The following is a 10,534-nucleotide window of genomic DNA, read 5'->3' as shown; positions in this document are numbered from 1 at the left end:
CTCGTCGCTCTGGAGACCGAGCAGGATGTCGCGGCCCTTCTCCGGGGGGACCTCGTAGATCCGGGGGTGAGGGTCGGTGGCCTCGCACAGCTCCTTCGCGGCCGGTTCGAGGTGCGGGGTGATCGGAGGGGGGGAGGTCGGTCATGTCCACTCCATTCACGGACACACGCGTGCCCTGCTCGGGTGGTCGAATCAGGCGGCCGTCGCACCTGACGGCGCACGCATACCGGGTTCCATGCTTCGCCGCCCCTATCCCTGCCGCAACCCGTCTCCGGGCCCGCATGCAGGTGCTGACGGCCGCGCGGAAGATGGGAGAGCGAGGCCGGGCACAGCCGATGCCACCCTCTAAAGTAAGCGGCGTAAACATTTGGGTGTACGGTTGTCGTGCAGACACCGAGACGCACGAGTACCTGCGCCCGAAGAGGCGGCAGGGCGCCCAGCCGGGACTGACGAGGGTCTGGCACCCCGCGGGCCTGAAGATCCTCAAGCGCCTTCCGGGCATCAAGTAGACAAGTGAGAGTGACGAATCCCATGCACACAGTTCTGGGCGCCAACGGACCGATCGGCGAAGAGCTCACCCGCGAGCTGTACCGCGGCTTCACGCACGACATCCGGCTGGTCAGCCGCAACCCCAAGAAGATCCACGACACCGATCAGCTCGTCAAGGCCGATCTGACCGACCCCGACGCCACGGCCCGGGCCGTCGAGGGCAGCGAGGTCGCCTACCTCACCGTGGGCCTGCCCATGGACTCGCAGCTGTGGGAGCAGCAGTTCCCCGCCATGATGCGCAACGTCATCGACGCCTGCGCCAAGTACGGCACCAAGCTCGTGTTCTTCGACAACACCTACATGTACCCGGGGACGACCACCCCGCAGACCGAGTCGACCGGCTTCGTACCGAACGGCCGCAAGGGCCGCGTGCGCGCGCAGATCGCGACGATGCTGCTGGACGCGATGAGCGCCGGAACGGTCGACGCCGTCATCTGCCGGGCGCCGGAGTTCTACGGTCCCGGCAAGACCAAGAGCCTGACCAACTCGCTCGTCTTCGACCGGATCAAGGCGGGCAAGCGGCCCTTCGTTCCCGTCAGCGCGAAGACCGTCCGGTCCCTCATCTGGACGCCGGACGCCAGCCGGGCCATGGCCCTGATCGGCAACACCCCGGACGCCTACAGCCAGACCTGGCACCTGCCCATCGACCCGCACCGCCTCACCTACGCCGAGCTGATCCAGGTCGCCGCACGGATCACCGGACGCCCTATCCGGTACACCGTGCTGCCGCTGGCCGTGTTCACCCTCGGCGGGCGCTTCGTCGGGCCGCTCGGAGAGGTCGGGGAGCTGCTGCCGCGCTACCGCGGTGACAACATCTTCGACGCCTCCAAGTTCACGACGCGTTTCCCCGACTTCGGCGTCACCTCCTACGAGGAGGGCATCGCCAGGATCCTCGGCTGAGCGTGTGTACTGCCTGACGCGGGCCGACCCGGCGCCGGGCCGGTCAGAGGGACCTCCGGGCGGAAGTGAGTTCGGAGAGCAGATCCGGGCCCGTCCAGGCGCGACGGATGCCGGGCGGTGCCGTCTCGGCCTCGTGGACGAGTCGCACCACGCGGGCCGAGACGGGCGCGGGCAGCGAGTGCCGGGCGGCCATGGCGACGATCTCGCCCTGCAAGTGGTCGATCTCCGTGGCGCGACCTCGTTCGAGGTCCTCCCACATGGAGGAGCGGGCGTGGGCGTCGATGGCCAGGGTGCGCCGGGCGACGCGGCGGAAGAGGCCGTCCGGGAGTCGCAGCAGGTGCGGCGTGAGGGCGGTCGGGACCGGGGTGAGGCGAACGGGGGTGATGCCCTCGGCGCGGAAGGCCGCCAGGGCCTCGGACTGACACAGCGCCAGGCACCGCCGGAAGGCGCGCTGTGCCAGCTGGTGGCGCAGCGGTTGTCCCGAGAGCGCGTTGAGGGCGTTGTTCAGGTTCATCAGCAGCTTCGCGTGCTGTACGCCCCGCATGTCGGCGTGCGGCCGAACCGCCAGCCCGGCCTCGGCCAGTGCCGCGGTCAGGGGGCGGGCCGCGGGCGTGTCGTCCAGCATCAGGGGGCCGCCGCTGCCCTGGTGGAAGTGACCGGGCTCGGTCTGCACCACGTTGTAGGGGACCATCCCGGCCAGCACGGTGTGCCCCGGCAGCGCCTCGCGGAGCAGCCGGGTGTTGCGCAGTCCGTTCTGGAAGCTGCACACGACGGTGCGGGCGCCCAGGTGCGGGGCGAGGTCGCGCGCCGCGGTGAGGGTGTCGGCGGATTTCACGGTGACCAGCACGATGTCGGCGTCCCCGGCGGCATCCGCGTGGGTCGCGGTGCGCAGGGCGGTCGGGGGCAGCCGGTGGGCCGATGCCCCGCTTGTGGTGAGGGTCAGTCCCTTGTCCCGCAGCACGGCCATGCCGGCGGGGCGGCCGATCAGTGTGATGTCGGCGACCGGGGCGAGGCGCCCGCCGAGGTAGCAGCCGATGCTGCCGGCTCCCAGGATCGCTATGCGAGGCGGCGTGGGGCTCACGGGCCGGCCTGCCTTTCGGTCGAGGGGGTCGGACGGAGCGTTGCAGTGTCCCGTTGCGGCAGGCCGGTCCGGGCCGTGGATGCCGCAACGGCGGCAAGGCTACAAGCCCCCACGACGGCCTGGGCAGTCGAGACCGTGGCGGGGCGTCGCCCGGGAGACGTCCGGTCGGCGCGGGCGAGATCACGTGCTGACCCGCGCACTTCCTCGCCCGTCTTCTAGGGTCGTCCTCATGACGACCGACACCGGGACCGCCGGCGCGCTCTTCGAAGCGCTGCGGGCGGACGCCCTCACCAGTCCGGAGCAGCTGCGCGAGTTCTATCCGCAGCCGAACCCCCACGCTCTCCGCAAGGAGATCGACCACCTGACCGAGGAGACCCGGGCGCTGATCGGCTGTTCCTCGCTGGTGTTCATCGGCAGCGCGGACGCCAAGGGCAGCGCGGACGTGACACCGCGTGGCGGCCCGGCCGGATTCGTCTCGGTGCTGGACGAGCGGACCCTGGTGATCCCCGACGCGACCGGCAACAAGCGGCTCGACACCCTGCACAACGTGCTGGAGACCGGACGCGTCGGACTGGTCTTCCTCATCCCCGGTCGCCCGACCACCCTGCGCGTCAACGGCCGCGCCTGCGTCTCGGCACGCCCGGAGCTGCTGGCCCAGCTCACTCCCGTGGGCAAACCGCCGGTCACGGCGATCGTGGTGGCCGTCGAGCAGGTCTACCCGCACTGCCCGAAGTCGCTGATGCGCGCCGACGCCTGGCGGCCCGAGCGGTGGGTCCCCGCCGACGCCCAGCCGACCAGCGCCGAGGTGACGCTGGCCCAGCTGGACCTCCCGGGCCTGACCGTCGAGCAGATCGAGGAGGTCGAACGGGAGTCACTGCGCCTGCGGTACGAGTGAAGCAGGGGCCCGCGCGTCAGGCCACGGCGGCGATGGAGCGGCCCGCCCAGTCCGGAGCCGGTTCGGTCAGGGCCGTGAGGCGGTGGCGGACCGTGTCCGGGAACTCGGTGGCCCGGCCCGCCTGCTGGTCGACGTGGAGCGCGAGCAGCTCCGTCGTCGCCACCGGGGACGCGTCGGCCGCCGGCTCCGACTCCGGGGCGGACACCACGTACATCTCGTGCACGAAGCGCGCCTTGCGCGCCGCCGCTCCCAACACGCGGGTGCGGACGGCCAGATGGGCGCCCTCGGGCACGTCCCGGAGGAAACGGATGTGGGACTCGACCGTGTAGAGGGAGCAGCCCGTGGACTCGCGGTAGCCGGAGTCCAGGCCCGTCTCGATCATCAGCGCGTCCGTGGCGTGGCCGAAGACGAGGACGTAGAAGGCCTCGCTCATATGGCCGTTGTAGTCGATCCACTGCGGGCGGACCGTGCTGCGGAACAGGGGGAGCCTCGTCATCGGGAGTCCTCCTCGCGGCCCAGGCGGCCGGTGGCGCGCAGGACGTCGATGACGCCCCGGTCGCGTTCGGCCACCAGGTCCGCGATGGAGCGGCCGTCCGCCGCCTCGTCGCAGCCCGCCACCACCGCGTCGTACAACTCCTTGTCCAGCTCCGGTGCTTCGAGGCGCGTCCACGGCGACTTCAGGGACGGACCGAAGTGGTCCAGCATGTGCGCCATGCCGCCCTCGCCGCCCGCGAGCGCGAACGTCAGCATCGGACCCATCACCGCCCAGCGCAGCCCCGGGCCCTCGGTGATCGACAGGTCGATGTCCCGGACCGTCGCCTCACCGTTGGCGACCATGTGCAGCGCCTCGCGCCACAGGGCCTCCTGGAGGCGGTTCGCGATGAAGCCCGGCACCTCGTTGTCCATCGTGATGACGGACTTGCCCGCGACCTCGTAGAAGCGGGAGGCCCAGGCGACCGCCGCCGCGTCGGTGCGCTCACCGCCGACGACCTCGACGAGCGGGATCAGATAGGGCGGGTTGAACGGGTGGCCGACGACCAGGCGTGTGGGGTCCGCGGCGGTGGTCTGCATGTCCGTCATCGGATAGCCGGAGGTGGACGAGGCGATGACGACGCCGGGCGGTGTCGCCGCGTCCAGACGGGCCAGCAGATCGCGCTTGAGGTCGAGCTTCTCGGGCGCGCTCTCCTGCACGAACTCGGCATCTGCCACGGCCCGTTCGAGGGTGTCGGTCACGGTGAGCCGGTCGGTCGACGCGCCTTCGGCGAGGCCGAGCAGGGTGAGCGCCGGCCACGCCGCGTCCACCAGGCGGCGCAGCTTCCGCCCGGCGTCGGGCGCGGGGTCCCAGGCGGTCACGTCGTAGCCGCGGGCCAGGAAGTGGGCGACCCAGCCGCCGCCGATGACTCCGGCGCCGACACAGGCGACGCGGCGGACGTTCTCGGGTGAGGTCGTCTCGGGTGAGGTCATGAGTGGGGTGGTCCTTCGTCGTCGCGGTGGGCTACTTGCGCGGCTTGAGGCCGAGGGTGGCGCGGGCCTCGTCCGGTGTCGCGACGCGTGCGCCGATCGACTCGGTGATGGTCACGGCCCGCTCGACGAGCTGGGCGTTGGTCGCCTTGTTGCCCTTGCCGAGGTACAGGTTGTCCTCCAGTCCCACGCGGACGTGCCCGCCGAGCAGGATGGACTGCGCGACCCACGGCATCTGCATCCGGCCCAGCGCGAAGCTCGCCCAACGTGCGCCGTCCGGCAGCATGTTGACCATCGACTGGAGCACTCCGGGGTCCGCGGGCGCGCCCCACGGGATGCCCATGCACAGCTGGAACACGGTCGGGTCGTCGAGCAGGCCCTCCGCGAGCAGCTGCTTGGCGAACCAGAGCTGGCCCGTGTCGAAGATCTCCAGTTCGGGCCGCACGCCCAGCTCCTGGATGCGCCGCGCGCCCGTGCGCAGCATGTCGGGCGTCGAGACGTAGAGGTTCGAGCCGTCGCCGAAGTTGAGTGAGCCGCAGTCCAGGGTGCAGATGTCGGGGAGCAGGTCCTCGACGTGCGGCAGGCGCTCCAGGCCGCCGACGAGGTCGGTGCCGGGGAGGTGGGTGAGCGGGTCGTCCGGGTCGATGACCAGGTCGCCGCCCATGCCGGCGGTGAGGTTGATGACGACGTCGGTGCCGGTCTCCTTGATGCGCTCGACGACCTCCCGGTACAGCTTGGGGTCGCGGGACGGGTCGCCGGTCTCGGGGTCGCGTACGTGGATGTGGACGACGGCCGCACCGGCGGCGGCCGCCTCGACGGCGTTCCTGGCTATCTGCTCCGGGCTGACGGGGACGTGGGGGCTCTTGCGGACGGTGTCACCGGCGCCGGTGAGCGCACAGGTGATGATGACGTTCTCGGTCATGGGCATGCGGGGGCCTCCCGAGGGCTTGCCGTGGGGACGATGGCGGAACGGGTTCGGGGTTGTGGGGGCGGCGTCCGTGGCCGCCGGGCTACGGAGCCAGGATCGTGTGGGTGACGTGGGCGGTGAGTGCCGCGTGCATCGCGTCCGCGGCCTCGGCGGACGACGGTCCGCTCACCGAGAGGACGTGTGTCGCCAGGCCGTCGATCAGGGCGGTCAGCGTCAGTGCCGCCGCCTCCGGATCGATCCCGGCGCGGAACACACCCTGTTCGGCACCTCGGCGTACGACGTCGGCGACGGTCTCCCGCCACTGCCGGTAGTACTCGGAGTGCAGTCGGCCCACCGCCGTGGAGCGCGCGGCCTCGGCCCACAGGTCGAGCCACACCGCCCACTGGCGGCGCTGCTGCTCGGTGCGCGGCGTCTGGAGCGCGATGAGCTGGCGCAGTTCTGCCGCCGCGTCGTCCGCCTCGGCGAGACGGGCGGCGCGGCGCGCGGTGTCCTCGTCCATGCACCAGCGCACGGCCGCCTCCAGCAGTTCGGCGCGGCCCGGGAAGTGGTAGTGGATCGCGGCACTGCTGGTGGCGCAGGCGCGGGCGATGTCGGCGACCCGCACGGCGTGGAAACCGTGCTCGGCGATCAGCCGGACCGTCTCGCGGACGATCTGTAGCGGTCGCCCGCCCTCGACGCCGACGGCGTGCGGCGTGGCCTTCTCGCGGGGCCGGGTGCCGAGCAGCCAGCCCGCGTCGACCCGCCCCTCGTCGGCGATCCGCGCCAGCTCCGCGGCCGTGAAGCGGCGGGTGCCGCTCAGCGAACGCGAGAGCTTGGACGGGTCCATGACGACACGGCGAGCGAACTCGCGCTGGCTGACCCCCGCACCCGCGATGACCTCGCGGACGCGGGCGGCGGTGTCGGCGGTCGGTGCGCCGTCGAGGGCGTCGTCGGTGTCCACGAGCCACGACCCTAGGCGTGCGTTGCGAAAAACTCAACACCGGGGGAGGGTGAAGTGGCTGGTGCGGGTGTTGATTGAGATGCTGACTGGCGCGACAGTCAAAAGCGCAACGCCCTGCGGCCTATATTCGCTGTACTGCCCGCCGCGCGAGGGCAGAGGATGGCCCGCATGACTCTGGCCACCCCCGCCCTCCAGACCTCTCGACTGCGCCTGCGTCCGTTCGCCGACGCCGACGCGGGCCCTCTCTTCGCGCTGCACAGCAACTCCCACGTGATGCGCTACTGGGACTCACCGCCCTGGAGCGAACGGGCCCGCTCGCGGCGCTTCATCGCGAGGTGTCAGGGGCTCGCGGACGAAGGCACCGGGGTGCGAGTGGCCGTCGACCGTGCGTCCGACGGGGCCTTCGTCGGCTGGTGCGCACTGGTCGACTGGGTCCCGGAGTACCGCAGCGCGGCCTTGGGCTACTGCCTCGACGAGGCCATGTGGGGCCACGGCTACGCGACGGAGGCCGCACACGCCTTGCTGCACTGGGCGTTCGGGACACTGGACCTGAACCGGGTGGAGGCCAAGGCCGATACGCGCAACGCGGCATCCGCCCGGGTGCTGGAGAAGCTCGGGTTCGTGCGCGAAGGGACGCTGCGGGAGGAATGCGTCGTGAACGGCGACGTGTCCGACACCTGGGTGTTCGGGCTGATCCGGCGAGAGTGGCGGCCGCCGGTCACGCCGACTTCAGCCCCCTGAGTGGCGCCAACGCCCCCTCGCTGGCCGGAAACCGATGGGTGAGCAGCAGAAGTCGCCCCGGTCGGCCTCCGGCTGCCCTGTCGTAACTGATGGTTGATCAATAACCTTGTGCCGTACATCAAGTCACGACTTCTGGGAGCCCTCCCCATGTCCACCGCCCAGCAGGTGCCCGACATCCTCTCGCCCGAGTTCGCGGCGAACCCCTACCCCGCCTACCGGGTGATGCGGGACACCGCGCCCCTCATATGGCACGAGGCGACGCAGAGTTACGTCGTCTCGCGCTACGAGGACGTCGAGCGCGTCTTCAAGGACAAGGCCGGCGAGTTCACCACCGACAACTACGCCTGGCAGATCGAACCCGTCCACGGCAAGACGATCCTCCAGCTCAGCGGGCGCGAGCACGCCGTACGCCGGGCCCTCGTCGCCCCCGCCTTCCGCGGCAGCGACCTGGAGCGCAAGTTCCTGCCCGTCATCGAGCGCAACTCCCGCGAGCTGATCGACGCCTTCCGGCACACCGGCTCCGCCGACCTGGTCGCGGACTACGCCACCCGCTTCCCGGTCAACGTCATCGCCGACATGCTGGGCCTGGACAAGGCCGACCACGCCCGCTTCCACCGCTGGTACACGGCCGTCATCGCCTTCCTCGGCAACCTGTCGGGCGACCCCGAGGTGACGGCGGCCGGCGAGCGGACCCGCGTGGAGTTCGCCGAGTACATGCTGCCGATCATCCGCGAACGCCGCGAGAACCTGGGCGACGACCTGCTGTCCGCACTGTGCGCCGCCGAGGTCGACGGGGTGCGCATGAGCGACGAGGACGTCAAGGCGTTCTGCAGCCTGCTGCTCGCCGCCGGTGGCGAGACCACCGACAAGGCCATCGCCGGCATCTTCGCGAACCTGCTGCTCCACCCCGACCAGCTCGCCGCCGTCCGCGAGGACCGCTCGCTGATCCCGCGCGCCTTCGCCGAGACCCTGCGGTTCACCCCGCCCGTCCACATGATCATGCGGCAGTCCGCGACGGAGGTCACGCTCAGCGGCGGCACCGTACCCGCGGGAGCCACCGTCACCTGCCTGATCGGCGCGGCCAACCGCGACGAGAGCCGCTACAGCGACCCCGACCGCTTCGACATCTTCCGCGACGACCTCACCACCACGACCGCCTTCTCCGCCGCCGCCGACCATCTCGCCTTCGCGCTCGGCCGGCACTTCTGCGTCGGCGCGCTGCTGGCCAAGGCGGAGGTCGAGACCGGCGTCGGCCAGCTCCTCGACGCCATGCCCGACGTGCGCCTCGCCGACGGCTTCGAACCGGCCGAGCAGGGCGTGTTCACCCGCGGGCCCATGAGCCTCCCGGTGCGCTTCACCCCCGTGACGGGCTGACCCGTACCCGGCCTGTCCCACTCGCCGGTCCGCGCCGGATTCCGGGCCCTGTCACGGGCCCGGAATCCGTACTACTGCACCACCGGCGTGAACCGCACCGGAAGCGCCGACAGCCCGCGCATCCAGATCGACGGCCGCCAGGTCAGCTCCTCCGGGTCCGCCGCCAGCACCAGGTCGGGCAGCCGCTCCAGCAGCGTCTCGACCGCCGTCCGCGCCATCACGTCCGCGAGCAGCGGCGCCGGATAGGGGCAGCGGTGCTCGCCGTTGCTGAACGACAGGTGCGCGGCGTTCTCCGCGCCCACATGCCCCTCCGGCCAGATCTGCGGGTCGGTGTTGGCCGCGGCCAGCCCCAGCACCAGACAGTCACCGGCCCGGATCTGCCGGCCCCCCAGCTGGACGTCCCGGGCCGCCCACCGCCCGATGAAGTTCTGCGTCGGCGTGTCCAGCCACAGCACCTCGTTCAGGGCCTCGCCCACGCTGAGCCGGCCGCCCGACACGTTCACGGCGAACCGCTCGTCCGTCAGCAGCAGCCGCAGCGTGTTGCAGATCCAGTTCGCGGTCGGCTGCTGCGCCGCCGCGATCACCGAGATCAGGTCCTGGACGACCTCCTCGTCCGTCAGACCCGCCGGATGCGCCAGCATGCGCGAGGTGACGTCCGGGCCCGGCGCGGCCCGCTTGTCCTCGACCAGCTGCCGCAGCCGCTCACCCACGCGCCCGTACGCCGCCACCGGGTCGTCGCCCTCGTGCGCGTCCAGGGAGATCCGCAGGTCGTCGACGAGCCGGCGGGTGTCCTCGCCCGAGGTCGGCATCCCGCACATCTGCACCACCGTGCGCATCGGCAGCGCGTGCGCGTAGTCGGCCATGAGTTCCGCCTGGCCGCTGCCCGCGAACCGGGCGATGAGGTCGTCGGCGATCAGCAGGCAGTCGTGGGACAGCTCGAACTGGTCGACACCCTCCAGCGCCTCGGTGATCACCCCGGCCCGCCGCCGGTGCTCCTCGCCCTCCGCGAACAGCACCGACGGCTGATACCCGACGAAGGGCAGCAGCGGCCAGTCCGGGGGAATGTCGGCCCACTGGTTCCAGCGCCGCGAGTCACGCGCGAACAGCTCGTCGTGGCTGGTCACATACGTGACCTCGGAGTAGCCCAGCACCAGCCAGGCGGGAACGTCACCGTCGAGCAGGACCGGCGCGACCGGACCGTGCTCCCGGCGCAGCGCGCGGTAGAGCTGCGACGGCGTCTGCTGGTACTCAAGCCCCCCGAGGCGCACCGCCCCGGCGTGAGCGGGGCAGCCCGGGGGCGCCGGTTGCGCGGAGGAGTAGCCGGAGTCGGTCACAGTGTCGCCTCCTGGGCGATGGCCATGTCGTGCAGGTGGTTGACCAGGGTGAGCAGGACGTCCTTGCCGGACTGCCTGACCCGCGCGTCGCAGTCGACCATCGGCACGTGCGCGGGCAGGGCGAGCGCCTGCCGGATCTCGTCCAGCGAGTAGCGCACGGTGTCGTCGTCGAACCGGTTCACGGCCACCACGAAGGGCGTGCGGTGGTGCTCCAGCCTGTCTATCGCGTACCAGGAGTCGTCCATCCGCCGCGTGTCCACGAGGACCACGGCGCCCAGCGTTCCCGAGAACAGACGGTCCCACAGGAACCAGAAGCGCTCCTGGCCGGGCG

At 71.4% G+C, this 10,534-nt stretch carries 11 protein-coding genes and 1 pseudogene; 4 read left to right on the top strand and 8 right to left on the bottom strand.

Annotated elements, in window-relative coordinates; all coding sequences use genetic code 11:
- Positions 1 to 123 (bottom strand): annotated as a pseudogene (locus tag GTW67_RS38405) (esterase); the annotation flags it as partial.
- Between the two features lie 408 nt (positions 124 to 531).
- On the opposite strand from GTW67_RS38405, the gene GTW67_RS30105 reads away from it, so the two are divergent.
- Positions 532 to 1,449 carry an NAD-dependent epimerase/dehydratase family protein gene (locus GTW67_RS30105; RefSeq protein WP_161167913.1) on the top strand — a complete coding sequence of 306 codons (918 nt, stop codon included), beginning with the start codon at positions 532 to 534 and terminating at the stop codon, positions 1,447 to 1,449.
- Positions 1,450 to 1,492: 43 nt separating this feature from the next.
- Here the strand turns inward: GTW67_RS30105 and GTW67_RS30100 are convergent, their stop codons facing one another.
- A complete protein-coding gene (locus GTW67_RS30100) occupies positions 1,493 to 2,530 on the bottom strand; it encodes a 2-dehydropantoate 2-reductase (protein WP_346010783.1) in 1,038 nt (345 codons plus the stop codon).
- 229 nt (positions 2,531 to 2,759) lie between these two features.
- Here GTW67_RS30100 and GTW67_RS30095 point away from each other — a divergent pair, with 229 nt between their 5' ends.
- Positions 2,760 to 3,425: an MSMEG_1061 family FMN-dependent PPOX-type flavoprotein gene (locus GTW67_RS30095; RefSeq protein ID WP_161167912.1), complete on the top strand. Its 666-nt coding sequence runs from the start codon at positions 2,760 to 2,762 to the stop codon at positions 3,423 to 3,425.
- Between the two features lie 16 nt (positions 3,426 to 3,441).
- On the opposite strand, the gene GTW67_RS30090 is transcribed toward GTW67_RS30095, so the two are convergent.
- The 4 genes from GTW67_RS30090 to GTW67_RS30075 form a co-directional block, all read right to left on the bottom strand.
- Positions 3,442 to 3,921, bottom strand: a complete 480-nt coding sequence (locus GTW67_RS30090; protein WP_161167911.1) for a thioesterase family protein — start codon at positions 3,919 to 3,921, stop codon at positions 3,442 to 3,444.
- The gene (locus GTW67_RS30085) at positions 3,918 to 4,889 is read right to left on the bottom strand and encodes a 3-hydroxyacyl-CoA dehydrogenase NAD-binding domain-containing protein (RefSeq protein WP_161167910.1); all 972 of its coding nucleotides are present in this window, start codon (positions 4,887 to 4,889) and stop codon (positions 3,918 to 3,920) included. The genes GTW67_RS30090 and GTW67_RS30085 overlap by 4 nt, the downstream gene beginning before the upstream one ends.
- A 31-nt stretch (positions 4,890 to 4,920) precedes the next feature.
- Positions 4,921 to 5,814, bottom strand: a complete 894-nt coding sequence (locus tag GTW67_RS30080; RefSeq protein ID WP_161167909.1) for a beta-keto acid cleavage family enzyme — start codon at positions 5,812 to 5,814, stop codon at positions 4,921 to 4,923.
- Between the two features lie 82 nt (positions 5,815 to 5,896).
- Positions 5,897 to 6,754, bottom strand: a complete 858-nt coding sequence (locus GTW67_RS30075; protein ID WP_161167908.1) for a TetR family transcriptional regulator C-terminal domain-containing protein — start codon at positions 6,752 to 6,754, stop codon at positions 5,897 to 5,899.
- Between the two features lie 168 nt (positions 6,755 to 6,922).
- Between GTW67_RS30075 and GTW67_RS30070 the strand changes: the two genes are divergently transcribed.
- Together GTW67_RS30070 and GTW67_RS30065 are read left to right on the top strand one after the other, a co-directional pair.
- Positions 6,923 to 7,495 (top strand): GNAT family N-acetyltransferase, encoded by a 573-nt coding sequence (locus tag GTW67_RS30070; protein ID WP_161167907.1) that lies wholly within the window; start codon positions 6,923 to 6,925, stop codon positions 7,493 to 7,495.
- A 147-nt stretch (positions 7,496 to 7,642) separates the two neighbouring features.
- Positions 7,643 to 8,869 carry a cytochrome P450 gene (locus GTW67_RS30065; protein WP_161167906.1) on the top strand — a complete coding sequence of 409 codons (1,227 nt, stop codon included), beginning with the start codon at positions 7,643 to 7,645 and terminating at the stop codon, positions 8,867 to 8,869.
- Positions 8,870 to 8,940: 71 nt separating this feature from the next.
- Here the strand turns inward: GTW67_RS30065 and GTW67_RS30060 are convergent, their stop codons facing one another.
- Positions 8,941 to 10,203, bottom strand: a complete 1,263-nt coding sequence (locus GTW67_RS30060) for a cytochrome P450 family protein (RefSeq protein ID WP_161167905.1) — start codon at positions 10,201 to 10,203, stop codon at positions 8,941 to 8,943.
- The coding region (locus tag GTW67_RS30055) for a GTP-binding protein (RefSeq protein ID WP_202437886.1) at positions 10,200 to 10,534 on the bottom strand (335 nt) is incomplete at its 5' end. The genes GTW67_RS30055 and GTW67_RS30060, both read right to left, overlap by 4 nt.

The organism is Streptomyces sp. SID5910 (assembly GCF_009862125.1).
GTDB lineage: Bacteria > Actinomycetota > Actinomycetes > Streptomycetales > Streptomycetaceae > Streptomyces.
The sequence above is the reverse complement of the archived record's forward strand: the minus strand, read 5'-3'. Positions and strand labels throughout refer to the sequence as shown.

Excerpts from the sequence above, each read along its gene's own strand:
- GTW67_RS30080 (WP_161167909.1), bottom strand. The coding sequence starts at position 5,814 with ATGCCCATGACCGAGAACGTCATCATCACCTGTGCGCTCACCGGCGCC.
- GTW67_RS30095 (WP_161167912.1), top strand. The coding sequence starts at position 2,760 with ATGACGACCGACACCGGGACCGCCGGCGCGCTCTTCGAAGCGCTGCGG.
- GTW67_RS30085 (WP_161167910.1), bottom strand. The coding sequence starts at position 4,889 with ATGACCTCACCCGAGACGACCTCACCCGAGAACGTCCGCCGCGTCGCC.
- GTW67_RS30090 (WP_161167911.1), bottom strand. The coding sequence starts at position 3,921 with ATGACGAGGCTCCCCCTGTTCCGCAGCACGGTCCGCCCGCAGTGGATC.
- GTW67_RS30065 (WP_161167906.1), top strand. The coding sequence starts at position 7,643 with ATGTCCACCGCCCAGCAGGTGCCCGACATCCTCTCGCCCGAGTTCGCG.
- GTW67_RS30070 (WP_161167907.1), top strand. The coding sequence starts at position 6,923 with ATGACTCTGGCCACCCCCGCCCTCCAGACCTCTCGACTGCGCCTGCGT.
- GTW67_RS30105 (WP_161167913.1), top strand. The coding sequence starts at position 532 with ATGCACACAGTTCTGGGCGCCAACGGACCGATCGGCGAAGAGCTCACC.